Here is a 24,983-nt window from a genome sequence, read left to right as displayed (position 1 = left end):
ACGTATAAGCTTGTCTAATACTTTATAAAAAAACTGCTCGAATCGCTCTGATAAGCAATTTTAACAGACGTATATGACTGGACAAATACGTTCCTCTTTTTTATTTATATCCTTTATAACTTTGTAAGATAATTACATCTGTATTTGTTTGACAATATATCTGTTGTTGAATCTAACATACAGCACCAACATCTAATGATTAAAAAGTAAAAATTATGGAAGTAGAAAAAAGAGAAACAGTTACAGATTTTGTAGAATTATTAAACAAAGTAAAGTACTTTAAAAAACTAAAACCAGATCCTAAAAACGACAACTCGTTTAATGTATGGGTAAAAATAGCTTCTTGCAGCGAATTAAACCTCACGATTGCGTCTTTGCTTAAATCAAGTATTAGTGTATTAAAAGAAGAGCCAACCGAAGCAGGAATGGATGTATTGCTTTTGCTCGAAATGGCGTTGCAGTTGCTTACCAGCGACGAGATGGAGTTGTTGGATATTATTAATCAACTTCCACCTTCGGCAAAAAGTGCTTCATGAAATGGTATAAAACAAAAAAGCTTCAGATTTCTCTGAAGCTTTTTCTTAGTAGCCCGTAGCGGAATCGAACCGCTCTTACATGGATGAAAACCATGCGTCCTAACCGATAGACGAACGGGCCTGCTTTGTTATTGCGGGTGCAAAAATGCAACTATTTTTAGAATACACCAAACTAATTTCGACAAAATTTTTTGGCAGTTACTAGTAAAACTTCCTATTTATAAAAAACAGAAGTCAGGTAAATGGAGTTAGTGATAATGTATTTGTTTGATTAATAATTGGTTGTTTTATGTGTAGAAACTAAAAAAAGAGCTTTTTTGTTTTTTAGATTAAAGTGAATATTTTTTAATAAAAATGAAGTTATATTGTTTTTTAAAGAATAATCTTATGTGTTTGGAGTCTGTTTTACGATATTATCACAGAGAGAATTTGTGCTAAATCTGAATTTTTATCTAAAATAGTAGCAAAAGGATGAATTACATTTTCTAAACGGGGTGATAAGTTTGTTTAAAAAGCAAAAAAAGCCACAGATTTCTCTGGGGCTTTGTCTGTAAGTCAATTCTCGAACCGTTTATAGGTATGATTTAAAAACTTTACAATTTTAGATGTTATATCGTCCTTTTATTCCTGCCCAATTTAAAATATTATACTCGCTCTATTTTAAAATAGGCTAACTCTTCTTCATTTCTCATTAAATTATTTAATCGTTCAAATCCGGCTTTTTGTAGTACGTTTTGCGATCCGGTATTATCGAGATCTGTTATCGCAACAACTTCTTTAGTGTTTGTGTTTGCAAAACTATATTGCGTTATTGCCTTGCATACTTCTGTAGCAATACCTTTTCCCCAATATTCCTGGCTAAGTACATAGCCAATCTCTATTTGCTTGGTGTTGTGTACAAAAATACGAGCGACACACATTCCTATAAAATTATTATTTGTAGTGTCAAATATTGCCCATCGACTAAGATCTTTCTTTTCGTAATTTTCAAGTAATTCATGAAACATTTCTACATATCTTTCTGGTGAAGTTTCCGGGAGGTATTGTGTAACTTGATTATCTTTAAAAAGATCTAAAAAAGTTTGTTGTTCCTGAGGTAAAAATTCTCGAATAATTATTCTTGGGCTTTGATAAAGAGTAGACATTGATTGTTTTTAGATAAATGATTTAGAAGTTCTTTGCTAAAATTATTAGCAAATTTTTTTTATTTGCAGATAAAATCAAATTTACAAAAAATAAATAGTACAAGTTTTCTGTTCTTCAAACTTTATAGGGTTAAGTATTTTTTTTAAAATTAATACAACGAAAATCAGATATTAAATTTGGATAACTTTGTGTGTAGTTTACCACAAATTTGATAGTAATTTTTAAAAAGACATTATGAAAATACAAATATTTATAATCTCCCTGGCGTTTTTGGTATTTACTTCCTGTAAAGAAGACAATATTGACTGGGTTTTTGTAGATGGAGGGACTTTTGAACAAGGCAAAAATCAAATCATCATTACTCCAAAAGGTGATACAATAAATGGTTTTACAAGTCCAAACCGCATGGTCGAACTTGATGATTTTTATATTAGCAAATATGAAATAACGGTTAAGCAGTTTAGGGAGTTTTGTGAAAACACAAGTAGAAAAATGCCTGAAGCACCTATAGAAAATGCACACGGAGTAAAAGTCTATTATAAATGGATAGATGAAAATCCGATGCTTGCAACTTGGGATGAAGCAAATGAGTATGCAAAGTGGGCAGGAGGAAGATTGCCAACAGAAGCAGAATGGGAATATGCCGCTAAAGGAGGTAAGAAAACTAAAAACTACAAATATAGTGGCAGTAATAATCCAATTGAGATTGGTTGGGTAAAAGAAAACTCAGACGGCATTTTTCATAAAGTTGGACTTCTTAAGCCGAATGAATTGGGGATTTATGATATGACTGGAAATGTTGGTGAATGGGTTTCTGATTGGTATAATCCCGAAAAGGATAGTTTAGTAAGTAAAAAAAATCCACAAGGGCCAACAGAAGGAGAAGGGTCGTATAAAATCTCGAAAGGTGTTAGTTGGTTTTACGAAACCCAAGGTGCAGATGGAAAACCATTAGAATACGGAATTCATATGCCTGAAGTTAGATATCAATCTCCAATAAGCACACGAAATGACGGTTTTGGATTTAGGATTGCGAAAAATAAATAATAAGACTTCACTTATCGCAATGTCTTTATGAAGAGTTTTATGAATATCTTCTAACTTCGAAGCTGAAATCAAAATCAAATTTTCAGAATAAAAAAAGCTCCAGATTTCTCTGAAGTTTTGTTGTTTTTAGTGGGAAGTATTGAAATATCTAACCCGTTTTTTTGAGGATTATTCTATTTATACTTACTCAAATCCAGATTAAGAATAGTGCCAACTCTGCTAAACTCTTCGTTAATCTTTGCATTCAGGATTAGTTGCTCATTTGTTATTGGATGATTAAAAATTAATTGATGTGCATGAAGCATCATTCCTTTCAGGTCATAATTCTCTAGCCATAATTTATTTTGTTTGTTACAACCATGCGGACGACTTCCTAAAATGGGATGAAAAATATGTTTGAAATGTTTTCGTAATTGGTGCATACGTCCCGTTTCGGGAATAGCTTCTACCAGACAATATCTTGAAGTTGGTTTGTTGTTAAATTCTAACTCAATTTCGACTTTTTGCAAGCGATGAAAGTAGGTTATTGCATTTTGTTTAATGTCATCATCATTGGTTAAATCATAATCAATCGTAAGTTCTTCGGGTGACCAGCCACGTAAAATTGCCAAATATTTTTTTTCGACTTCGCGTGTGGCAAAACGATCATTCATAATTTTTAAAACGGCTGCGTCCAATGCAAATAACAAGACGCCAGATGTTTTTCGGTCTAACCGATGAATAGGATAAACGTGTTGACCTATCTGATTTCTCAATTCCTGAATAGCATACACTTTTGCATCGCGTGCATAAAATGATTTGTGAACCAGTAATCCGCTTGGTTTATTAATTGCTATGATATATTCGTCCTGGTAAAGAATTTCTAACATTTGGCAAAAGTAGAAGAGATTTCGATTAAATCACTTTTATAACTTATTTTATTTCTTTGAATACCTGTGCGAATGTCTCTTGACTTTGCACTACTAATCTTAATTTGGAAGTATTCTGTAAATCTAAACAAGCAAAAAAAAGCTTCAGATTTCTCTGAAGCTTTGTCTTAGTAGTTCGCCGCGCGAAGACTCGAACCTGTGTCCGCCGCGGTGGATATGTGCCTACGAATCTGTTAAAACAAAAAAAGCTTCAGATTTCTCTGAAGCTTTTTGTCTTAGTAGCGGGAACAGGACTCGAACCTGTGACCTTCGGGTTATGAGCCCGACGAGCTGCCTACTGCTCTATCCCGCGATGTTTCGGGTGCAAAGATACGCCGATTTTTGAGAAATCCAACGAAAACTTAAAAAAATGTTTTATTTTCTGTATTAACTTGATATGACTACCTTTGCAAAATAAATTATTCACAAATGTCACATAAAGCAGGTTTCGTAAACATCATCGGAAATCCAAATGTTGGAAAATCAACATTAATGAACGCTTTCGTTGGAGAGCGATTGTCGATCATTACATCAAAAGCACAAACTACACGTCATAGAATTTTAGGAATCGTAAACGGAGAAGACTTTCAGTTAGTCTTGTCGGATACTCCCGGAATCATCAAACCGGCTTATGAAATGCAGGAATCGATGATGAACTTCGTGAAATCGGCTTTTGAAGATGCAGACATTTTAGTTTATATGGTCGAAATAGGCGAGCAGGATCTTAAAGACGAAGCTTTCTTTAATAAAATCATTCACGCTAAAATTCCGGTTTTATTACTTTTAAATAAAATCGACAATTCAAACCAGGAACAATTAGAAACTCAGGTAGCTTTCTGGAAAGAAAAAGTGCCAAATGCAGAAATTTTCCCAATTTCGGCTTTACAGAACTTCAATGTACCAGAAGTTTTCGGACGTATTATTGAGTTATTGCCAGAATCTCCGGCTTATTACCCAAAAGATCAGTTAACAGACAAACCGGAACGTTTTTTCGTAAATGAAACCATCCGTGAGAAAATCTTGTTGAATTACAGCAAAGAGATTCCGTATGCGGTTGAAATCGTAACAGAAGAATTTTTTGAAGACGAAAAAATTATCCGTATCCGTTCGGTAATTATGGTGGAACGCGATACTCAAAAAGGAATCATTATTGGTCACAAAGGTGCCGCTTTGAAAAAAGTAGGAACAGATGCCCGTGCCGATTTAGAGAAATTCTTCGGGAAACAAATTCACATTGAACTTTATGTAAAAGTCAACAAAAACTGGAGAAGTAATGCCAATATGTTAAAACGATTCGGCTATAATCAGTAATATTATTTGGGCGTGTCCCTCCGGGTCGGGCTATACGTTGCAATCTTTTGTTCCATTTCATTACACAAAAGGATTTCCACTTCTATCCCTCACGCAAACAGAGTTAGCAAGAAAAGTAGTTTTAAAATAGAATAAATGAAAATTAAAAAGATTACTCTTCTGATAATTTCAGTTTTGGTTGTGGGTTTTGCGGGAATTAAAGTTGTAAAAAAAGCAAATCTAAATCGCGACTATAAAATAGGACAGATACTGGATAGCTTAAATGGAGTGAAAGTATATTATAATGGTGGTGTAGACCATGTTCTGGAAAGAAACGTTACAAAAGATAATTACAATTTAGGTCTTAAATACCAGTGCGTTGAGTTTGTAAAACGATATTATTATGAACATTACAATCATAAAATGCCGGATGCATACGGTCACGCCAAAGATTTTTTTGACCCAAAAGTAAAAGATGGTGATTTGAATTTGAAACGTGGTTTAATTCAATACACCAATTCAAGCAAATCGAAACCTGAAACAGGAGATTTGGTCATTTTTTCAGGATCGGTTTTAAACAGATTTGGACACGTCGCCATAATTTCTAAAGTTTCTGAAAATGAAATTGAGATTATTCAGCAGAATCCCGGACCATTTAGCAGTTCGAGAGAAGTAATTGCGTTAGAAAACCACGACGGAAAATATAAAATCGAGAATAAAAGGCTGCAAGGCTGGTTGAGAAAAGGGTAGATTTTTAGCGAAAATATTCCTGAAACCGGGATGCCCTAGCCCTGATAGTAGTGGAAATCCTTTTGTGACGCTTCTTTAGCGGAACAAAAGATTGTAACGGATAGCAGGATTAGCTCCCGAAATAGCTGGAAAAACAATTAAAATCTTAGTCCCGATAGCTATCGGGATAGAAACTTAGCATCTTAGCGACTTTTTTACTTACCTTTGCAAAAAATTTAAATAAAGCATTTTGGATTATAAGTGATTAGGTTCTTAAGAAATTAAGAATCTGAGATTTGAAATCTAAAATCTAAAATTCAAAAAAATGAGTAATAACATTGTTGCGATAGTAGGAAGACCTAATGTGGGGAAATCAACCCTTTTTAATAGGCTGATACAAAGAAGAGAAGCTATTGTAGATTCAGTATCTGGGGTTACCCGTGATAGAAACTATGGTAAAAGCGAGTGGAACGGAAAAGAGTTTTCTGTGATTGATACGGGTGGATACGTTCGCGGATCTGATGACGTATTTGAAGGTGAAATCCGTAAACAAGTAGAACTTGCTATCGACGAAGCCGATGTTATTATTTTTGTTGTTGATGTAGAAGAAGGTATTACACCAATGGACGAAACGGTTGCCAAATTGTTGCGTAAAGTAACAAAACCGGTTTTATTGGCTGTAAACAAAGTAGATAACGCAATGCGTGAAAAAGATGCGATTGAGTTTTATAATCTTGGTTTAGGAGATTATTATACTTTCGCAAGTATTTCAGGAAGCGGAACCGGAGATTTATTAGATGCTTTAATTGAAGCTTTTCCGGAAAAAGAACCAGTTGAGGTTACAGAAGAATTGCCTCGTTTTGCTGTTGTAGGGCGTCCGAATGCAGGTAAATCTAGTTTTATCAATGCTTTAATTGGTAAAGATCGTTATATTGTTACCGATATTGCAGGAACAACTCGTGATGCGATTGATACAAAATTTGACCGTTTTGGTTTTGAATTTAATCTGGTAGATACTGCTGGTATTCGTCGTAAAGCAAAAGTTAAGGAAGATTTAGAATTTTATTCTGTAATGCGTTCTGTAAGAGCAATTGAGCATGCAGATATTTGTATATTGGTTATCGATGCAACCCGCGGATTTGAAGGTCAGGATCAGAGTATTTTCTGGTTGGCAGAAAAAAACCGTAAAGGTGTTGTAATCCTGGTAAACAAATGGGATTTGGTTGAAAAAGATACCATGTCTTCTCGTGATTACGAAGAGAAAATTAAGAAAGAATTAATGCCATTTACAGATGTGCCAATTTTATTCGTTTCGGCTTTAACAAAACAACGTTTATTGAAAGCACTTGAAGCTACAGTTCAGGTTTTTGAAAACAGAAAACAAAGAATTGCGACTTCAAAATTCAACGAATACATGTTGAAAGTAATCGAAGCTTATCCGCCACCAGCAACAAAAGGAAAATATGTAAAAATTAAATATTGTATGCAATTGCCAACTCAAACGCCTCAATTTGTGTTTTTTGCCAATATGCCACAATATGTTAAAGAACCATATAAAAGATATCTTGAAAATAAAATTAGAGAAAACTGGGACTTTTCAGGAGTGCCAATTGATATTTATATTAGAGAAAAATAAAAATGAAATCCCTGCTAAGTCGGGGATTTTTTTTTGCTTTATAATAGTTGTATTTTTAATATTCGATTTACGATTAAACCTTTGGCTTTTTATTGGGTCTAATATTTTCTAACCAACTTTTTTATGACCAAATACTTCTCGTTTCTACTGTTTTTTCTTTTTTGCTTTGCAGCAAAAGCTCAAAATGATATCGTTATTAAAGGAACTGTTATTGACATAAATACGCAGTTACCACTCGAAATGGCTACAGTTTATTTTACAACCGTAAAAGATTCTGCAGTTATCGAATATGCAACGACAGATAAAAACGGAACTTTTAGAATTCAAACCAAAAAGATAGAGAAACCTGTTTTTCTAAAAATCAACTATATGGGCTATCAGCCTTTGGTTGAAGAAAATAAAGAGATTCTGGAAAGCAAAGATTTTGGAAAACTCTATATGCTTGAAAATGTAAATGCATTAGAAAATGTAATTATAAAAACCGAAGCAGCTCCAATTACAGTCAAAAAAGATACATTAGAGTTTAATGCTTCGTCTTATAAATTCCGTCCCGATGCCAATGTCGAGGCTTTGCTAAAACAATTGCCCGGAGTTGATGTAGATAATGATGGAAAAGTGACTGTAAATGGGAGGGAAGTAACGCAGTTTTTAGTCAATGGGAAAGCATTTTTTGATAAAGATGGCGCACTTCTTCTAAAAAATATGCCAGCTGATATTATCAAAAAAGTGCAGGTTTCGGATTTTAAAACCAAGAAAGAAGAACTCGCAAAACAAGAATCAAGTTCTGATAATTCATCTATTAATTTTACGATTGACGAAAAGAAGAACAAAGGTTTTTTTGGAAAAATGTTGGGAGGTTACGGTTCTGATGATCGTTATGAAAGTAGTCTGATGCTGAATTTTTTTAATAACAATCAAAAGATTAGTGTTTTGGCTTCGTCAAATAACATTAATTCGACTGGTTTTTCTATGGATGATGTTTTTGATAATATGGGCGGAGGAAGAAATAACAATGCCAATCGCGATAATACAACCAGCGGAAAAGGAATTACGCAATCTAATCTGGCCGGAATTAATTATTCCGATGAATGGTTTAAAGACTTTTCGGCGTCAGGAAGTTATAATTTCTCCAACACCATAACCAACAACGACAGTAAAGCAGATCAGTTAAGTTTTTTACCAACGGGAAATATTTTGACCTCTTCTGATTCTAAAACCAGAAATGAAAATACGGGAAATAAAGCCAATTTTGAGTTCGAATACAAACTCGATCCTAACACCCGAATTGTCTTTACACCAAAATTCAATCAGACACGTGTAAACAGTGATTCGGCTTCCTCGAGTTTTTCAGAAGATGAAAACGGAGCATCTTTAAACGAAAGTACAGCCGCATCTAAAAGAGAAAATACAACGACAAATTTTGCAAACACGCTGAACTTTAACAGGGCTTTTGAAAAAAAGAACCGTAATCTGAGTTTTGTTTTTGATAATAATAATTCAAATGCGATTACGGATGCATTGAACCTTTCGGAAACAATATTTTATCAGGATAATAAGCCAAACGACGAAAGAAATCAAAAGAGTAAAAATGATAATACCAATGATGCTTATTCGTTAGATATTGAATACACAGAGCCTATTACAGACTCTTTACGCATAAGATTTGGTTCTGATTTTGACTGGCAAAGAGAAATTAAAGATCAAAAAACGTATGATTTTGATGCCGGAAATCAGTCGTACACCGATATAAATGAATCTTTGACTACCTATACAACTTCAAAACAAAATTCGGTTAGCCCAAAAGTGGGAATCACATTGCAGAAGAATAAATTTACTGTAAATCTGGATACTAAAACTTCAATTATCGATTATGATAACCATGCTTTGTATTTGGATAAAGTAACCGATTTAAATAAGAAATATGCTTTACCTTTTGCCAGCGCTCAGTTTAGATATAAATTTAGCCGCTCAAAAAATATGTCTTTTAAATACGATTATTCTAATGCGCTTCCTGCATCGAGTCTTTTATTGCCTGTTGCCAATTTGAGCAATCCACTGAATACCATTATCGGAAACCCTAACTTAACGCCAATTGAAAAGAATTCGGCTAGTTTTAATTTTAGAAACTTTGATTTCCGTACCCGTTCGGGATATAGTTTATTTGCCAGAGGAGAATATTACAGCAATGATATTTTCTCTACTTCGTTTTATGACGATAGCGGAAAAAGAACCACAACTTATGTAAATTTATCGGGGACTTATGCTTTTTCAGTTGGAGGGAACTGGAATCAATCGGTTAAAAAAGATGCGCATACACTTCGATATGGTTTGGCTTTAAACGGCTCTTACAACTTTGATAAAGGATATACAAATGCAGTTTTGTATAATGCAAAATCTACAGCGGTAACACCAAAAGTATATTTGTCTTATGAATACGGAGATTTATTGGTAATTGCACCATCGTACAGTTTATCATACAACGAAACACAGTATGAAAACTATACCCGTGACGCGACATCAAATGTTGTGCATAGGATTAATTTACAAACAACAAGTTATTGGCCTGATAAATTTATTTTCGGAAATGATTTTGGATATACTTATAATTCGAATATTTCGAGCGATTTCAAAAAAGACTTTTATCTGTGGAATACGAGTTTGTCCTATGGTTTTTTAGACAAAAAACTCTACGCAAAAATTAAGGTTTATGATGTTCTGAATCAAAATCAAAGTGCGACAAGAACTATCTCAGCAACCTCAATTCGGGATGAAGAAAATACAGTTTTAAAGCGTTACGTAATGTTTTCGCTTGCTTATAAAATTGGAAACTTTGCAGGAAATGAAAAAGGAGGTAAGAAGAGACAGAGGGAGTTTTAATTTTAAGCTTCTAAGTTGCTAAGATTCTAAGGTTCTAAGGTTTTAAAATTGAAAGTCTTAATTAAAATTTCATTTGCTTTTTTATCACTTAAAACTTTCGATTTATTCTGTGATAAATTGTAAAGCGAATAATATCACGATCATAAAAGTCGATACCACTGGCGCGTCTCTGAAAGTTTTTCAGATAACCTAATTCCAGTCCTATGTTGGGATTAAAATGATAACGAAGCGCTATGTAAAATCTATTTTGATCAAAGGTATTTCGTTTGTTGTCTTTTCCAAAATTGAACATAACTTCATCAGAAATAGTTCCTTTTAGGCTTCTGTTTTCTTTTTTCCAAAGATCAAAAGTCGATTGTAATCTGTAACGAAATCTAAAAGCAAAGGAAAAATCATCAAGCAATTCGGTTTTATTAGCTTTCTGAATAAAACGTTCTTCAAGCTGAAAACGATTGTGGAAAGTAATTTTAGCAATGTCATTTATTAAAGTAACATCCTGTTGCGCCCGATATTCCGGAATTGAATAATCGGGATCGATATTTGGGTTTTGTGTATTGACATTAAAATAGGCAAAACCTCCGCCTAAATCTACCAATTTAGTAGCGCGATATCTTCCCTGAACTCTTATTACAAATAAATTTTCATGCACCGGATCTAAAAAAGCACGATTATCAAATTCGGAATGCAACGCCCATTTTTCAGATAAAGGTAAAATGTTGTAATAACGAATCCAGGCCAGTGTTTGCTGATCTGTTTTCCTGACATTTTGTGCCGATAAAAAAGGACTTACTAAACCTAGTAAAAATAGTAATTTGAGAATTTTCATTTAACCCTATAAATTCAAGCTGCGAATTTATATAAATGTTACGGGTTTTGGGAAAAATAAAATAGGTTTAAAAAATTAATTTGTGATTTCAATTCAACGCAAGAAAACGAGATCCATTCTTACAATGAATCTCGTTTCATGACTTAAACTAACTAATTTAACTACTTACAGAGAATACTTTAAAGTAACTCCGTAAGTTCTCTGGTCACCAATTACACCAGCATATTGTCCTGCGTTCCCACCGGCAGGCAATAATTGTTCGTAATAATCTTTGTTCAATAAGTTACGTCCCCAGAAGTGAACAGATAACCCTTGTGAAGCGCGGAAACCTAAACGTGCATTAAAAATTGCATAACCCGGTACCACTAAATATTTTGAAGCCGAAGGGCTTGATGAAAATTCTGAACGTGCATAAGAATCAATTGCAAGGAATACTTTTCCTGAATTTCCGAAGAATTGTGCTTTATTAGAAAGTTCACCTCCCAATGATCCTGCCCATCTTGATGCACCCGGTAAATCAGTTCCTGAAACATCTTTAAAAGCTACCGGAGCTCCCGTTTCTTCCAACGGAAGTGGTGCATTTGTAAATTTCACATATTTACCATCTGTATAAGTTGCAGCAGCATTTATAGTTAAATGTGTATTGACAACAAAACTCGCATCTAGTTCAGCACCTCTTACACGTACTTTATCAGCATTTGCTAGATATCCACGGTTTACACCCAATTCAGCTGCCTGAACGTTGGTTTGGAAATCTTTGATATCTGTATTAAAGAATGCCAAATTGAAGATCGAATTTTTGAATGGTGAAGTTTTTATTCCAAACTCATAGTGATATACTTTTTCTGGTTTAATTACAGCAAGATCAAGTAGCGGCTGACCTTTAGAATCAGACGGAAGTCCTGCAACGTTTACCCCAACCGGTTTGTAGCTTTTTGCAAAAGTAGCATAAGCATTAATTCTGTCTGATGCTTTGTAAGTAAGTGTAATATTTCCTGAAAAATCTGTTTTGTCTGTGTCTGAATCAAATGCCTGATCAGAGTAAACCGATTTTTTCAAAGCCAGCAATGCCGGATCTGTAGTTTGTAAACCTCCGTAAGTTGTACGGCTGTAGTGAGCATCTTTCTTGTCGAAATTATATCTCAAACCTGGTAAAACGTGGAAACGCTCTGTAATCGCCCAGTCAATTTGTCCAAAAACTGCCGCACTTGAAGCTCTGATGTTGGCATCGGTTTTGATACCATATCCTTCAAAAAGTCCCGGAGTTTTCCATAAAGGGCTTGTTGAGCTTTGAGAGAATCTCCATTGTGCATTTCCGGATTCTTCTGTACCGTCTGTTTGTGATGTTTGATCAATAAAGAATACACCAGCAACTCCGCTAATTTTTGAAGTAATCTGACCCGCGTAACGAACTTCCTGAGTTATTTGTGTTTGTCTTGTTGGGTTTTGAGATTTAGCTAAAACCTGTAATCCTGTAAAATCTCTGTCATTTGACGGATCCCAGTTCCAAAAACGCCAAGCTGTTGTTGACGTAAGTGTTCCTCCGCCAATTTTGGTATCAACATTCAAAGAGATACCTCCCATGTCTTGTCCGGAACGCCATGGGGTATCGTGATCTATTTTTCGGTCGAAAGCATTTTGACTTGGCAGTTGATAATTTAAATCTTTAATAATGGCATCAAACTGGCGATAAGCAGCTCTTTGTGTTGGTGCAACACCAGCAACAACCTGCGCATATCCGTCAGGACGCTGTGTTGTAATATCAGCAGCTAAAATAACATTTGTGTTTACAGTCGGAGTCCAAAGTAATTGTCCTCTAATCCCTTGATTATTTAATGTATTTGTTGGTCTTCCTGTAGCAATATTGTCAATTAAACCATCTCTTTGAGTTCCTGAAAAAGAGATACGACCAGCTACTTTTTTGCCTAAAGCTCCAGTAACAGATGCTTTGGCCTGTAGAAAATTATAGTTTCCGTAGCTTACTTCAAAATCTGCACCTGTAGTAAAACTTGGTTTTCTTGTCGTGATATTAAAAGCTCCTGAAGTGGTATTTTTTCCAAATAAAGAACCTTGTGGTCCGCGTAATACTTCGATTTGTTCTACATCGATAAAATCTAAAGTTGTGGCAGCCGGACGTGCATAATAAACTCCATCAACATAGAAACCAACACCTGGGTCAATTCCGTCATTTGTTAATCCGAATGGAGAACCTAAACTACGAATGTTAATTCCCGTATTTCTTGGATTTGATGAATATAACTGAACAGATGGAACAAGCTCTTTAATACGGTTTACGTTGAAAGCTCCTGTTTGCTCTGCTTGTTTACCTGTAATAACAGAAATTGCGATTGGCACATCCTGAACTTTTTCAATTCTGCGTCGGGAAGAAACGACAACTTCAACAAGTTCGTTTTCTTCATTAAGCGTTACTTGTAATGGTGCCGTTGGCAAATCATTAAGTTCCAACTCTGTAGTTTTGTAACCTACGTATTGTACCAAAAGTGTTATTGGAAGTTTTCCTCTTGAATCAATGCTAAACTTTCCGTTTGCATCTGTGGTAGTATTTGAAGTAGTTCCTTTTATAACAACATTAGCAGCTTCTAAAGGTGTATTTTCACTGGTTTTAACTACACCTTCGATGTTCTGTGCAAATGAGATTGAGAATATTAAGAAGGCTAGTATTGTAAGTATATTTTTTATAGAATTTTTCATTTTTATATTAAGTATATGTGATTAGTAGAGTTTAAAAATAAATTTTTTTTACCAACACATACACATTCCAAATGAATTGTTTTTCACGTTTGTGAATTGCTTATTTAAGTTTCTTTGCAAAAGATTTGCCACACCTGATGGACTAGAATGTTCTTTCATGGGTTAAAATTTTGTAAATGGTTTGTTAATTATTTTTGGCAAATATATGTATTAATTCTATAGATTTACTAGGAATTAAAAAATATTTTTTTATTTCTTCACTAATGAAGCTATTGTGATGCCTTCCATAGCCTTTAAAGTTTTGTCTCTAATAAGCATCAAACCGTGACGCAGACTGCATTCAGACTCGGTTTTGCAATCAGAGCAAGGCTCGTAAAAATTTAAAGAAGCGCATGGCAAAAGTGCAATTGCACCGTCAAATAATCGGTGAATTTCTGCCAAAGTAATCTCATTTTTGGATTTTATCAGATAATAACCGCCAAATTTTCCTTGCTTGCTGCTCACAAAACGTCCACGTTTTAGGTCTAATAAAATTTGTTCCAAAAACTTTTTAGGAATATTAGCACCATCAGCAATTTCCACAGTTCTGGAAATGTGATTTTCGTCTTGTTCAGCTAAATAAAGTAAGGCCTTAAGGGCGTATTTTGCTTTATGTGATAACATCTACTATTTTTAATTATGAATTGTAAAAGTATGAAAATAAATTAAAGTTTTTCTAAACTTGAAACCTGAAACAAAAGTAACCTGAAACTTGAAACAAATAAAACTTGAAATAATAAAGTTTTACCAGCCTCCGCTAGAACCTCCACCAGAGAAACCTCCGCCTCCAAATCCGCCACCGAAGCCACCGCCTCCGCCAAAACCACCACCAGATGATCCTCCGCCGAAACCGCCAAATCCACCGCCGCCACTTCTTCCAAGATTACTCAGAATAATAACATCGAGCAGGCTAGGGCCGCCACCGCCATTGTTGCCAGAATTTCCTCCTCCACCTCTTTTATTTCGAGAAAGCAGAATCAATATAACAACAACAATAACTATGAATGGTAATATCGGAAAGTCTTTTTGTTTGGTTTGCTTTCTTTCACCTTTAAATTTTCCTTTAAAAACATCAATTATTGCATCGGTTCCTTTATCAAGACCGTTGTAGAAACTTCCGGCTTTAAATTCCGGAATAATAATATTTCTGATTATGGTTCCGCCAATTCCTGCAGTTAAGCGATCCTCAACACCGTATCCTGGGTTTATGGCAATTTTCTTTTCATTTTTAGCCAGTAAGATTACAACACCATTATCATCTTTTGCGGTTCCTCCAATTCCCCAGGTTTGTCCCCATTTTGTAGCTAACTGACTAACATCTTCACCCTTTAGACTCTCAATTGTAATTACGACAATTTGAGTTGTTGTTGAGTCTGAATAACGAATTAGTTTTTCTTCTAATTGTGCTTTTTCAGAAGCACTTAAAATGTTGGCATAATCGTAAACAGAAGTCTGTAAAGTTGGTTTTTCGGGAATGGTAAATTGTGCAAAAATAGTATTGCTGATGAAAAACGCGATAAACAAAAGTGTAATCTGAAAAATTCTATTGGAATTTGGGATTTTATTATTGGAATTTTTCATTATTTATCCTTTTGAGATTTCGTTAGATAATTCATTGGTGTCGTCTTCCGACCACGGAAAGTATTTTTTTAATTGTTCGCCGGCATTCAGAATACCGTCAACAATACCTTGCTTAAAGTTTTGAGCTTTAAATTGTTCTACCATTTTATCTTTGGTACAGTCCCAAAAATCATTGGCTACAAGGTCATTGATGCCTTTATCTCCGCAAATGGCAAAACTTTTATCTTCTACAGCAAAGTAAAATAAAACCCCGTTTTGCTGTTGGGTTTCATTCATTTTTAAATCATGAAAAACTTCTAAAGCCCTTTCAAAAGGAACTTTAGAAGTTGTTTTTTCTATATGTACTCTAATCTCTCCGGAAGTATTTTTTTCAGCCACGCGAATAGCTTCAACAATTTCTTGTTCGTCTTCTTTGGATAAAAAATCTTCTACTTTTGACATCTGAGTAATTTTAGATTATTGATTTTAGATTTCAGATTTAATTTGGAATCTATTTAGAATTTTACTTCAACAGGTTTATCAGCTCCTGCAACAGCTTCGAAGTATGGTTTTTCTTTGTAATCTAAGAACCATTTGTTTGGGATTGCAAGAATATAACCATTGTAATCTTGTACAGCTTCGTTAAAACGAGTTCTTGCTGTTAAAATTTGGTTTTCAGTACTTGCTAATTCATCTTGTAATTTCAGGAAGTTTTCGTTTGCTTTCAAAGTTGGATATTGTTCAACAGAAACCAATAATCTTGATAAAGAGGAAGATACACCACTTTGTGCCTGGTTATATTGCGCTAATTGTTCAGGAGTTACATTACTTGGATCAATTGTAACAGATGTAGCTTTTGCACGTGCTTCAATAACTGCTGTTAATGTTGATTTTTCGAAATCTGCGGCACCTTTTACGGTATTTACTAAATTCCCGATAAGATCATTTCTTCTTTGGTAAGTAGTGCTTACATTACCCCATTCTTTGTTAACTGCTTGGTTTTTTTGCAAACCAGTATTTTTAATTCCAATTGACCAAAATGCGATAATAGCAATAAGTGCTATAATAATTCCTACAGGGATTAACCACTTTTTCATATTTGTTTTGATTTAAGTTTATTTCTATTTTTATTTAATTACAATTCGTTTTTGATGTCGTTTAATTGCGTTTTTATGGACTCTAATTTACGTATTATTTCGAATTTATCTAATGTTTTCTTTTGTCCTTCTTTTAAATGAGTTTTGGCTCCTTCAAGCGTAAAACCTCTTTCTTTAACCAAATGATAGATCAATTGCAGGTTGGTAATATCATCAGGAGTAAACATTCTATTGCCTTTTGCATTCTTTTTAGGTTTTAGAATATCAAATTCGCTGTCCCAAAAACGTATCAATGATGCATTGACATTAAAAGCTTTGGCTACTTCGCCAATGCTGTAATATCTTTTATCTTTTGAAAGTTCAATATGCATGTTTTTTAATTTTCTTTAATTTATTTCAAAAATAGTACTTTTTGTACGATTAATCTAATGATTGGTTTTCCTGATTGGCCATTTGTGAAATTGCCACATATTCTACAGCAGAAATATTTCCGTAATAAAAATTCAACGGATTCACGACTTTTCCATCTTTATGAACTTCATAATGACAATGCGGACCTTCAGATCTTCCGGTACTTCCTACATAACCAATAACATCGCCGCGTTTTACATGCTGACCAGGTCTGCAATTGTATTTGCTTAAATGCGCATACAAACTTTCGTATCCAAAACCGTGCCTGATAACGACATGATTTCCGTAACCAGATGCGTTACTGTCGGCTCTATCAATTACACCATCGCCTGTGGCATAAACGGGAGCGCCGGTGTTGGCAGTAAAATCCATTCCGTTATGCATTTTTCTCACTTTCGTGAAAGGATCAAGTCTGTATCCAAAACCTGAAGCAACACGTTTTAAATTCTCATTCTGCACAGGCTGAATTGCCGGAATTGCCAATAATAGATTCCCTTTTGTACTTGCCAGTTTTAAAATTTCATCTAAAGATTTAGATTGAATAGCTAATTCTTTAGAAAGTTTATCAACTCTTTTAGTCGTATTTAAAACCAATTGCGAGTTATTATATCCTTCTAATATTTTGTATCTCTCGGGATTTCTAAAACCTGCTTTTCTGATTGAATCAGGAATTTCGGTTTTATTAAAATATACTCTGTAAATATTATTGTCACGGTCTTCAAGAGCTTCTGCTGCAGCATCGATTTCGTCCATTTTTTTATTCAAAATAGCATAATTCAGCTTCAAATTCTCAATTTCGCGAGCCTGTAAACGATCTTTTGGAGTTTCGAAGTACGAAGTATTGATTAAAAGTATAAAAACTAAAAAACCAAATAATGCTGAAGCTACCAAAAACAACAATGCATAGCCAAATTTTGCCCTTTTTCTGGTTTTTATTTTCGTATAAGCCAGATTTTCTGAGTCGTAATAATATTTTACTTTCGCCATATTTTAAAATACCCTATTTTTGCAGCTTGTAAAATGAGTTAGTCGAACAAAATTACTAAATGTTTCAGTTGTTCGGGACTTTTTTTCAAGAATAAAAGCAATTAGATAATTGAGTCAATTAGATAATTAGATAATGTATTAAATGGGTAATTTATTGTTTTGAGCTATTAATTTTAGTTTAAAATTATCTAATTGTCACATTATCAAATTGACACCTTTATTTATTGGCATATTATTCAAATTATCACATTATCAAATTGACACATTTTCTAATTTTAATATGAAATCACAAGACGTACGTAAACAATTTTTAGATTTTTTTGAGAGTAAAGGACATACTATTGTTCCTTCGGCTCCTATTGTACTTAAAGACGACCCAACCTTAATGTTCAATAACTCGGGTATGGCCCAGTTTAAAGAATTTTTCTTAGGAAACGGAACTCCAAAAAGCAAAAGAATAGCCGATACGCAAAAATGTCTTCGTGTTTCAGGAAAACATAATGATCTTGAGGAGGTTGGTATTGATACGTACCACCATACTATGTTTGAGATGTTAGGAAACTGGTCTTTTGGTGATTATTTCAAAAAAGAAGCAATCAACTGGGCTTGGGAACTATTGACAGAAGTGTATAAAATTCCAAAAGAGAATCTTTATGTTTCTGTTTTTGAAGGAAGCAAAGAAGATAATGTTCCGTTTGATCAGGAAGCTTGGGATATCTGGAAAACTTTAATCGACGAAGACCGAATTGTTCTAGGAAATAAAAAAGATAATTTCTGGGAAATGGGAGATCAAGGGCCATGCGGGCCTTGTTCTGAAATTCACGTTGATTTACGTTCTGCAGAAGAAAAAGCTCTGAAACCAGGAAAAGGAGAAGTGAATGGGGATAATGCTCAGGTTGTTGAAATCTGGAATAATGTATTCATGGAATTCAACCGTAAAGCGGATGGTTCTCTGGAAAAACTTCCAGCACAACACGTTGATACCGGAATGGGATTTGAACGTTTGTGTATGGCATTACAAGGAAAAACATCGAATTATGATACTGATGTTTTCATGCCTCTAATTAGAGAAATTGAAACGATTACTGGAGCAAAATATACATCTAATGAAGTAACAAACATTAGTGATGAACAAAACAAAATGAATATCGCTATTCGTGTTATTGCAGATCACGTTCGTGCTGTAGCTTTTGCTATTGCTGATGGTCAGTTGCCTTCTAACACTGGAGCTGGTTATGTAATTCGTAGAATTTTACGTCGTGCAATTCGTTATGGATTTACTTTCTTAAATACTAAAGAAGCATTTATCTATAAATTGGTAGAAACTTTAAGCGAGCAAATGGGAGATTCTTTCCCGGAAATCAGAACGCAGAAAGCACTTAGTTCAAATGTTATTCGTGAGGAAGAGAATTCTTTCTTAAGAACATTAGATCAGGGATTAATTCTTTTGGATGCTGTTATTTTAAATAATACAGGAGATACAATTGATGGTAAAAAAGCTTTTGAATTGTATGATACTTACGGGTTTCCAATCGATTTAACTGCTTTGATTCTTTCTGAAAAAGGATTAAAGTTAGATGAAAAAGGCTTTCAGGAGCAATTGCAATTACAAAAAGAAAGATCTCGTGCAGCATCAAAAGTCACTGCCGGAGACTGGAATGTAATTATAGAAGATGATATTCAGGAATTTGTTGGGTACGATCGTTTATCACAACAAGTGAAAATCACTAAATACAGAAGAGTTGAAAGCGCAAAAGACGGAGAGATTTTTCAATTAGTTTTCAATGCAACTCCTTTTTATGGAGAAAGCGGAGGACAAACTGGTGATAAGGGATATCTTGAAGCGCAAAACGGTGACATTATTTATATTATCGATACTAAAAAAGAAAATAACCAAACGATACATTTAGCAAAATCGCTTCCGGATAATATTACGGGAACATTTACTGCTGTTGTTGATGCTGTTCAAAGAGCTAAAACTTCGTCAAATCACTCGGCTACGCATTTATTGCACCAGGGTTTACGTAAGATTTTAGGAACACATATTGAGCAAAAAGGATCTATGGTTCGTAATGCTTCTTTACGTTTTGACTTTTCTCATTTCTCTAAAGTTTCTGATGAGGAATTACTGGAAGTAGAAAACTTTGTAAATGCAAGGATACGTGAGAGTTTGCCATTAATCGAAAAAAGAGCGATTCCAAAAGATCAGGCTCTTGAAGATGGTGCAATTGCTTTATTTGGTGAGAAATACGGAGATTTAGTTCGTACCATTAAATTTGGTGATTCTGTCGAATTATGTGGAGGAACACACGTTGCAAATACATCTGATATCTGGCACTTTAAAATTGTTTCAGAAGGAGCAGTTGCAGCCGGAATCAGAAGAATTGAAGCAATTACAAGTGAAGCTGCAAAAGAATATTTTGAATCTCAGGCACTTTCTTTCATCGAAATTAAAGAAGCGCTTAAAAATGCTCAGGATCCTGTAAAAGCGATTCAGGCATTACAAGATGAGAATGCACAGTTGAAAAAACAATTGGAAGTTTTATTGAAAGATAAAGCTAAAAATATGAAAGGTGATTTGGCTAAAGAATTACAAGATATTAACGGAATTCAATTCTTAGCAAAACAAGTGGATCTAAATCCGGAAGGAGCAAAAGATTTGGCTTACGAATTAGGTAATACATCTAAAAATCTGTTTCTTGTTTTGGCTACAGTTAATGACGGAAAACCAATGTTAACGTGCTATATCTCTAAAGAATTAGTAGTAGAGAAAAACCTAAACGCTGGACAAGTTGTTCGTGAATTAGGTAAATATATCCAAGGTGGAGGAGGAGGTCAGCCTTTCTTCGCAACCGCAGGAGGTAAAAATGCTGATGGAGTTGCTGAGGCGCTTTCCAAAGCAGTGGATTTTGTTAAATAGGTACTAAGATGCTAAGGTTCTGAGGGACTAAGTTTTTATAAATCACAACAAACCCGACAGGTTTTTAAAACCTGTCGGGTTTTGTATTTATAATCAAGAAGATAATTAAAATTTAATAGCGTCCAACTAAAGCAGAAGGCTATAAAAAAAAAACTTAGAACCTTAGCATCTTAGTAACTTAAAAAAAAAAACTATTTACGTTCCCCAATCTGCTGGCGCCACATGGCGTAATACAGACCTTTTTCTACAATTAAATCGTCATGTTTACCTTGCTCGATGATTTTACCTTGTTCAAGAACAAATATTCTATCGGCGTGCATAACGGTAGACAAACGGTGTGCAATTAAAACCGTAATTCTATTTTTGTCGGATATATTTCTGATTGTAGCATTAATTTCCTCCTCCGTAATAGAATCCAAAGCAGAAGTTGCTTCATCAAAAATCAATAAATTCGGATTTCTAAGAATAGCTCTGGCAATCGATAAACGTTGTTTTTCTCCGCCGGAAACCTTTATTCCACCTTCACCAATTGTGGTGTTTAAACCATCTTCGGCACGTTTTAGCAGTTTTTCACAGCTCGCTCTTTTTAAGGCGTCATATATTTCTTCGTCTGTTGCATTTGGTTTTACAAACAATAAATTTTCGCGAATTGTTCCTGAGAATAATTGAGCATCCTGCGTTACAAAACCCAATTGTTTTCTAAGATCCAATAAATCAATTTCGGTTGAATCGATTTCATTATAAAAAACCTGACCTTCGGCGGGCGTATATAAACCAACTAATAATTTTACTAAAGTAGTTTTACCTGAACCAGACGGACCAACAAAGGCAACGGTCTGTCCTTGCTTGATTTCGAAATTAATATTTTCAACCGCTTTAAATTTGGCTGTTTTATGTTTGAAACTCACATTCGAAAACAATAAGGACTGAATTGCTCCAACATGTTTTGGATCTTTAGGACGAAATTCTTTCGGAGCATTTAAAAGTACTCTGAAATTTTCCATTGAAACTTTTGTTTCATTAACCGTAATGATAAAGTTTCCAAGTTCCTGCAATGGACCAAATATAAAGAAGGTAAAAAAGACCATCGTCAATAAATCACCCACAATAATTTTTCCTCCAAACAAGAAATAGTACAAAGTAAATACCACGCAGGTTCTTAAAAAGTGAACGGTTGTTCCCTGAATAAAACTTAAGCTTCGTATGTAGCGAACTTTTTCCAGTTCAAGGTGTAAGATTTTAAAGGTATTTAAGTTCAGACGTTTTTCTTCCTGATACGTTAAACCAAGACTTTTTACAAGTTCGATGTTTCTTAAACTTTCAGTTGTAGAACCTGCCAAAGCATTCGTTTGATTTACGATTTTTTTAGAAACGACTTTAATCTTTTTTCCTAAATAAGAACTCACCAACGCAATAATAGGTGCGGTAATTAAAAAGATTAGCGAAATACGAAAATCAATTCTCGCTACATAAAGAATTACAAAGATGAATCCAATAATAGTTTGGAAAATCAAAGAAATCGAAAGTGTGATTAATTTTTCAGAATCAGATCTTACTTTGGTTAATTTACTTAAAGTTTCACCGCTTCGCTGATCTTCAAATTCAGCATAAGGCAAGTCAAGTGATTTTTTTATACCGTCAGTATACATTTGAGCACCGGTTCTCTGAATTACGATATTGGTGAAATAGTCCTGAAAGTTTTTAGTAATTCTGGAAATCATGGCAGCACCAAGTGAGAGCGCGAGCCAGAAAGACAACGATTTGATAAAACCAGCTGCATTTCCGTCATATTTATGCAGTCCGACACCGCAGTCCTGCATTAATTTACCGGTAATAATAGAGTCTGACAAACTGAAACAAATGTTTATAGAGGCCATAATCAAAGCAAAAAACAAAAGCATTTTATGTTTGATTATATAAGAATATAGTAATTTCATATACGATTTTTAGAAAAGTGCAAGATACAAAAGTAAGGAATTGTTTGGGTTTGTAAAGTTCATTTGGGTTAATTAAAATGTAAATTTATTATTGTTCTATTTTTTAATTTATTGGTTAATAATCCTGTTTCAACTTTAAGAAAAAGGTGTGTATTTATGTACTATTTATTTTTAGTTAAATCTTTTTCTAGTTCTTTGTTTGTATGTTGATTGTTATTAGTCTGTTATGTAATTTCGGAAGTAAGTTTTGTGTTGTAATGAGGAATCCCGTAAGGTTTTAATTTTTGGATGTGTTATGTTTGCGGCAATAATCAATTTTAACAAATCAAAATGAAAAAAGTTTTATGCCTTTTTAGCGCTTTAGCACTAGTTTTAACATCTTGTTCAAGTGATGATAATCAGGAAGGAAGTGCTATTTTACCAAAAACAATTAAATATTCTAGTGTAGCATATCCTTCAGAGAATTCTACGTATGTAGCAACTTACAGTGGTACTAAAATTGTAAGCATGAAAGATGAAGCAGGGAGAACTGACTATACTTACGATGGTAACCTTGTGGTAAAAGAAATTAATTATGATACTGAAAGCGGTAAAGATATTATTAGTGACATAACAACTTATAAATATACAAACGGAAAGCTTACAGAGTCTGCATTTGCAGAAGGTTTTTCGACAGCATTTCCTAATGGTGAATATAAAAGTAAAATAGTATTTATGCATAACGCAGATGGAACAGTAAAAAGAGATCGATATAATATAAATGGTACTACAGAAACAAAAAGTATTTATTCTGAAGTGTTAACTTTTGCGAATGGAAATCTAGTTAAAAGTGTCCAAACAGATTCAGAAACAGGTAGTGTATTTACAGCTGCATATGAGTATGACAATAAGAACAATCCATACAAAAACATTGCAGGATTCAATTTGTTAATAGACCATAGTGAAGGTGAAGGTTCTATATATAGCTCTGTAAACAATATTGTTAAGTATACAGCATCTTATTCAAATGAAACAGCAAATGTATACAAAAGCGAAATTGTATATGATGCAAATAATTTCCCGTCAAAAATTACTAATTTCACAAAAGACGGAAAAGCTGTTGAATCAAATGACTATACGTACTAATTAAAAGCATACTTTATTATAGAAACCAAATACTTTTTGTATTTGGTTTTTTTATTGGTAAAAATTGATGAAATTCGTGGTATAAACTAGAAATCATGCAATTCAGAACTCAAATTCCAATTTCAAAAAGTAATAATCCAATCGATTATAATTCGAAGATACTTTCTGTTGGTTCCTGTTTTGCAGAAAATATGGCGGAGAAATTCGATTATTTTAAATTTCAAAATGAAACCAATCCTTTTGGAATTATTTTTAATCCGGTTTCAATTGAGAATTTGTTTCGAAGAGTTTGTGAACAGAATTTCTTTCAGGAAAAAGACGTTTTCTTCCATAATGAACGCTGGCATAGCTTTGAAGTACATTCCGATTTAAGTAACTCAGACCGACAAGAATTATTAGAATCGCTCAATAAAGCAATAACAGAAACTCATAAACAATTAAAAGAAGCGACCCATATAATAATCACTTTGGGAACTTCCTGGATTTATAGAAATATTGAAAGTGATGAAATTGTAGCCAATTGCCATAAAGTACCTCAAAAGCAATTCTCTAAAGAATTATTATCGGTTGAAGTTATCCAAAAGAGCATTCAAAATACTATTGATTTAATTCAGGGTTTAAATCCTGAGATAAATTTCATTTTCACCGTTTCACCTGTACGCCATATAAAAGACGGTTTTACAGAAAATCAACTAAGTAAATCACATTTATTTACAGCATTGCATAAGACTTTCGACTTTCGACTTTCGGCTTTCGACTATTTTCCTTCGTACGAAATCATGATGGATGAACTTCGTGATTATCGTTTTTATAATGAAGACATGCTTCATCCTAATCAAATTGCCATTGATTATATCTGGAAGCTTTTTAGCGAAAATTACATTTCAGAAAACAGTTTTTTTGTTATGAAAGATGTAGACGAAATTCAAAAAAGTCTTCGTCATCGTAGTTTCAATCCAGAATCAGAACAGCATAAAAAATTCTTAGAAAATCTTCAAAAGAAGATCAGTCTTTTAGGAGAAAAACTGCCACATATAAAATTCTAATTGCCAAAACCTTTGTGTCTTTGAGCCTTTGTTAGAAGTAAGAAATTAACTATTTGTCAGTAAAATTTTAGAATAATTGCGCATAATTGTGTAAATTGTTAAAATATAAATTCTCCAATTTTGTAGAATCGATAATATGGCTTTTCCAAAAGCA

General features: G+C 33.9%; 20 protein-coding genes and 2 tRNA genes. 9 read left to right on the top strand and 13 right to left on the bottom strand.

Translation table 11 applies throughout. The features are described from left to right. The first annotated feature begins 215 nt into the window (after positions 1–215). On the top strand, positions 216–536 hold the full coding sequence (locus KHA98_RS00595) for a hypothetical protein (protein WP_213254325.1): 321 nt from the start codon (positions 216–218) through the stop codon (positions 534–536). Between the two features lie 49 nt (positions 537–585). On the opposite strand, the gene KHA98_RS00590 is transcribed toward KHA98_RS00595, so the two are convergent. Together KHA98_RS00590 and KHA98_RS00585 are read right to left on the bottom strand one after the other, a co-directional pair. Continuing rightward, positions 586–657 (bottom strand) — tRNA-Glu (locus KHA98_RS00590). 523 nt (positions 658–1,180) lie between these two features. Then, positions 1,181–1,681: a GNAT family N-acetyltransferase gene (locus KHA98_RS00585; protein ID WP_213254322.1), complete on the bottom strand. Its 501-nt coding sequence runs from the start codon at positions 1,679–1,681 to the stop codon at positions 1,181–1,183. 235 nt (positions 1,682–1,916) lie between these two features. On the opposite strand from KHA98_RS00585, the gene KHA98_RS00580 reads away from it, so the two are divergent. Then, complete coding sequence (locus tag KHA98_RS00580; protein WP_213254320.1) at positions 1,917–2,729, top strand: formylglycine-generating enzyme family protein; 813 nt, start codon at positions 1,917–1,919, stop codon at positions 2,727–2,729. Between the two features lie 173 nt (positions 2,730–2,902). On the opposite strand, the gene KHA98_RS00575 is transcribed toward KHA98_RS00580, so the two are convergent. Both KHA98_RS00575 and KHA98_RS00570 read right to left on the bottom strand, forming a co-directional pair. Next, positions 2,903–3,598 carry a pseudouridine synthase gene (locus KHA98_RS00575; protein ID WP_213254318.1) on the bottom strand — a complete coding sequence of 232 codons (696 nt, stop codon included), beginning with the start codon at positions 3,596–3,598 and terminating at the stop codon, positions 2,903–2,905. A gap of 279 nt (positions 3,599–3,877) precedes the next feature. After that, a tRNA-Met gene (locus tag KHA98_RS00570) sits at positions 3,878–3,950 on the bottom strand. A gap of 116 nt (positions 3,951–4,066) precedes the next feature. On the opposite strand from KHA98_RS00570, the gene era reads away from it, so the two are divergent. The 4 genes from era to KHA98_RS00550 all read left to right on the top strand — a co-directional run bounded on the left by era (position 4,067) and on the right by KHA98_RS00550 (position 10,169). Further along, positions 4,067–4,948: a GTPase Era gene (gene era / locus KHA98_RS00565; protein WP_213254316.1), complete on the top strand. Its 882-nt coding sequence runs from the start codon at positions 4,067–4,069 to the stop codon at positions 4,946–4,948. A gap of 135 nt (positions 4,949–5,083) precedes the next feature. Next, the gene (locus KHA98_RS00560; protein ID WP_213254314.1) at positions 5,084–5,677 is read left to right on the top strand and encodes a CHAP domain-containing protein; all 594 of its coding nucleotides are present in this window, start codon (positions 5,084–5,086) and stop codon (positions 5,675–5,677) included. A gap of 304 nt (positions 5,678–5,981) precedes the next feature. Continuing rightward, entirely contained in the window at positions 5,982–7,292 is a 1,311-nt protein-coding gene (gene der, locus KHA98_RS00555; RefSeq protein WP_213254312.1) for a ribosome biogenesis GTPase Der, read from the top strand. Positions 7,293–7,415: 123 nt separating this feature from the next. Further along, a complete protein-coding gene (locus tag KHA98_RS00550) occupies positions 7,416–10,169 on the top strand; it encodes an outer membrane beta-barrel protein (protein WP_213254310.1) in 2,754 nt (917 codons plus the stop codon). Positions 10,170–10,257: 88 nt separating this feature from the next. Here the strand turns inward: KHA98_RS00550 and KHA98_RS00545 are convergent, their stop codons facing one another. The 8 genes from KHA98_RS00545 to KHA98_RS00510 all read right to left on the bottom strand — a co-directional run bounded on the left by KHA98_RS00545 (position 10,258) and on the right by KHA98_RS00510 (position 17,801). Beyond that, entirely contained in the window at positions 10,258–10,995 is a 738-nt protein-coding gene (locus KHA98_RS00545) for a DUF2490 domain-containing protein (protein WP_213254309.1), read from the bottom strand. A gap of 165 nt (positions 10,996–11,160) precedes the next feature. Further along, complete coding sequence (locus KHA98_RS00540) at positions 11,161–13,707, bottom strand: TonB-dependent receptor (RefSeq protein ID WP_213254307.1); 2,547 nt, start codon at positions 13,705–13,707, stop codon at positions 11,161–11,163. Between the two features lie 249 nt (positions 13,708–13,956). Continuing rightward, a complete protein-coding gene (locus KHA98_RS00535; protein WP_213254306.1) occupies positions 13,957–14,370 on the bottom strand; it encodes an RrF2 family transcriptional regulator in 414 nt (137 codons plus the stop codon). A gap of 120 nt (positions 14,371–14,490) precedes the next feature. Continuing rightward, positions 14,491–15,327, bottom strand: a complete 837-nt coding sequence (locus KHA98_RS00530; protein ID WP_213254305.1) for a TPM domain-containing protein — start codon at positions 15,325–15,327, stop codon at positions 14,491–14,493. Positions 15,328–15,330: 3 nt separating this feature from the next. Beyond that, the gene (locus KHA98_RS00525; protein ID WP_213254304.1) at positions 15,331–15,768 is read right to left on the bottom strand and encodes a TPM domain-containing protein; all 438 of its coding nucleotides are present in this window, start codon (positions 15,766–15,768) and stop codon (positions 15,331–15,333) included. A gap of 53 nt (positions 15,769–15,821) precedes the next feature. Continuing rightward, on the bottom strand, positions 15,822–16,403 hold the full coding sequence (locus KHA98_RS00520; RefSeq protein WP_110837347.1) for a LemA family protein: 582 nt from the start codon (positions 16,401–16,403) through the stop codon (positions 15,822–15,824). A gap of 38 nt (positions 16,404–16,441) precedes the next feature. Beyond that, a complete protein-coding gene (locus tag KHA98_RS00515; RefSeq protein WP_111364203.1) occupies positions 16,442–16,774 on the bottom strand; it encodes a MerR family transcriptional regulator in 333 nt (110 codons plus the stop codon). A 49-nt stretch (positions 16,775–16,823) separates the two neighbouring features. After that, positions 16,824–17,801 (bottom strand): peptidoglycan DD-metalloendopeptidase family protein, encoded by a 978-nt coding sequence (locus KHA98_RS00510; RefSeq protein ID WP_213254303.1) that lies wholly within the window; start codon positions 17,799–17,801, stop codon positions 16,824–16,826. A 280-nt stretch (positions 17,802–18,081) separates the two neighbouring features. Here KHA98_RS00510 and alaS point away from each other — a divergent pair, with 280 nt between their 5' ends. Next, the gene (alaS, locus tag KHA98_RS00505; RefSeq protein ID WP_213254302.1) at positions 18,082–20,721 is read left to right on the top strand and encodes an alanine--tRNA ligase; all 2,640 of its coding nucleotides are present in this window, start codon (positions 18,082–18,084) and stop codon (positions 20,719–20,721) included. Between the two features lie 191 nt (positions 20,722–20,912). Here alaS and KHA98_RS00500 read toward each other — a convergent pair whose 3' ends face one another. Beyond that, a complete protein-coding gene (locus tag KHA98_RS00500) occupies positions 20,913–22,658 on the bottom strand; it encodes an ABC transporter ATP-binding protein (RefSeq protein WP_213254301.1) in 1,746 nt (581 codons plus the stop codon). A 330-nt stretch (positions 22,659–22,988) separates the two neighbouring features. Here KHA98_RS00500 and KHA98_RS00495 point away from each other — a divergent pair, with 330 nt between their 5' ends. Both KHA98_RS00495 and KHA98_RS00490 read left to right on the top strand, forming a co-directional pair. Then, complete coding sequence (locus KHA98_RS00495) at positions 22,989–23,783, top strand: hypothetical protein (protein WP_213254300.1); 795 nt, start codon at positions 22,989–22,991, stop codon at positions 23,781–23,783. A 95-nt stretch (positions 23,784–23,878) separates the two neighbouring features. Continuing rightward, on the top strand, positions 23,879–24,829 hold the full coding sequence (locus KHA98_RS00490; protein WP_213254299.1) for a GSCFA domain-containing protein: 951 nt from the start codon (positions 23,879–23,881) through the stop codon (positions 24,827–24,829). The last annotated feature ends 154 nt before the right edge of the window (positions 24,830–24,983 follow it).

It is taken from the genome of Flavobacterium branchiicola (assembly GCF_018383905.1).
GTDB classification, from domain to species: domain Bacteria; phylum Bacteroidota; class Bacteroidia; order Flavobacteriales; family Flavobacteriaceae; genus Flavobacterium; species Flavobacterium branchiicola.
The sequence above is the reverse complement of the archived record's forward strand: the minus strand, read 5'-3'. Positions and strand labels throughout refer to the sequence as shown.

Excerpts from the sequence above, each read along its gene's own strand:
- KHA98_RS00595 (WP_213254325.1), top strand. The coding sequence starts at position 216 with ATGGAAGTAGAAAAAAGAGAAACAGTTACAGATTTTGTAGAATTATTA.
- KHA98_RS00585 (WP_213254322.1), bottom strand. The coding sequence starts at position 1,681 with ATGTCTACTCTTTATCAAAGCCCAAGAATAATTATTCGAGAATTTTTA.
- KHA98_RS00580 (WP_213254320.1), top strand. The coding sequence starts at position 1,917 with ATGAAAATACAAATATTTATAATCTCCCTGGCGTTTTTGGTATTTACT.
- KHA98_RS00575 (WP_213254318.1), bottom strand. The coding sequence starts at position 3,598 with ATGTTAGAAATTCTTTACCAGGACGAATATATCATAGCAATTAATAAA.
- era (WP_213254316.1), top strand. The coding sequence starts at position 4,067 with ATGTCACATAAAGCAGGTTTCGTAAACATCATCGGAAATCCAAATGTT.
- KHA98_RS00560 (WP_213254314.1), top strand. The coding sequence starts at position 5,084 with ATGAAAATTAAAAAGATTACTCTTCTGATAATTTCAGTTTTGGTTGTG.
- der (WP_213254312.1), top strand. The coding sequence starts at position 5,982 with ATGAGTAATAACATTGTTGCGATAGTAGGAAGACCTAATGTGGGGAAA.
- KHA98_RS00550 (WP_213254310.1), top strand. The coding sequence starts at position 7,416 with ATGACCAAATACTTCTCGTTTCTACTGTTTTTTCTTTTTTGCTTTGCA.
- KHA98_RS00545 (WP_213254309.1), bottom strand. The coding sequence starts at position 10,995 with ATGAAAATTCTCAAATTACTATTTTTACTAGGTTTAGTAAGTCCTTTT.
- KHA98_RS00540 (WP_213254307.1), bottom strand. The coding sequence starts at position 13,707 with ATGAAAAATTCTATAAAAAATATACTTACAATACTAGCCTTCTTAATA.
- KHA98_RS00535 (WP_213254306.1), bottom strand. The coding sequence starts at position 14,370 with ATGTTATCACATAAAGCAAAATACGCCCTTAAGGCCTTACTTTATTTA.
- KHA98_RS00530 (WP_213254305.1), bottom strand. The coding sequence starts at position 15,327 with ATGAAAAATTCCAATAATAAAATCCCAAATTCCAATAGAATTTTTCAG.
- KHA98_RS00525 (WP_213254304.1), bottom strand. The coding sequence starts at position 15,768 with ATGTCAAAAGTAGAAGATTTTTTATCCAAAGAAGACGAACAAGAAATT.
- KHA98_RS00520 (WP_110837347.1), bottom strand. The coding sequence starts at position 16,403 with ATGAAAAAGTGGTTAATCCCTGTAGGAATTATTATAGCACTTATTGCT.
- KHA98_RS00515 (WP_111364203.1), bottom strand. The coding sequence starts at position 16,774 with ATGCATATTGAACTTTCAAAAGATAAAAGATATTACAGCATTGGCGAA.
- KHA98_RS00510 (WP_213254303.1), bottom strand. The coding sequence starts at position 17,801 with ATGGCGAAAGTAAAATATTATTACGACTCAGAAAATCTGGCTTATACG.
- alaS (WP_213254302.1), top strand. The coding sequence starts at position 18,082 with ATGAAATCACAAGACGTACGTAAACAATTTTTAGATTTTTTTGAGAGT.
- KHA98_RS00500 (WP_213254301.1), bottom strand. The coding sequence starts at position 22,658 with ATGAAATTACTATATTCTTATATAATCAAACATAAAATGCTTTTGTTT.
- KHA98_RS00495 (WP_213254300.1), top strand. The coding sequence starts at position 22,989 with ATGAAAAAAGTTTTATGCCTTTTTAGCGCTTTAGCACTAGTTTTAACA.
- KHA98_RS00490 (WP_213254299.1), top strand. The coding sequence starts at position 23,879 with ATGCAATTCAGAACTCAAATTCCAATTTCAAAAAGTAATAATCCAATC.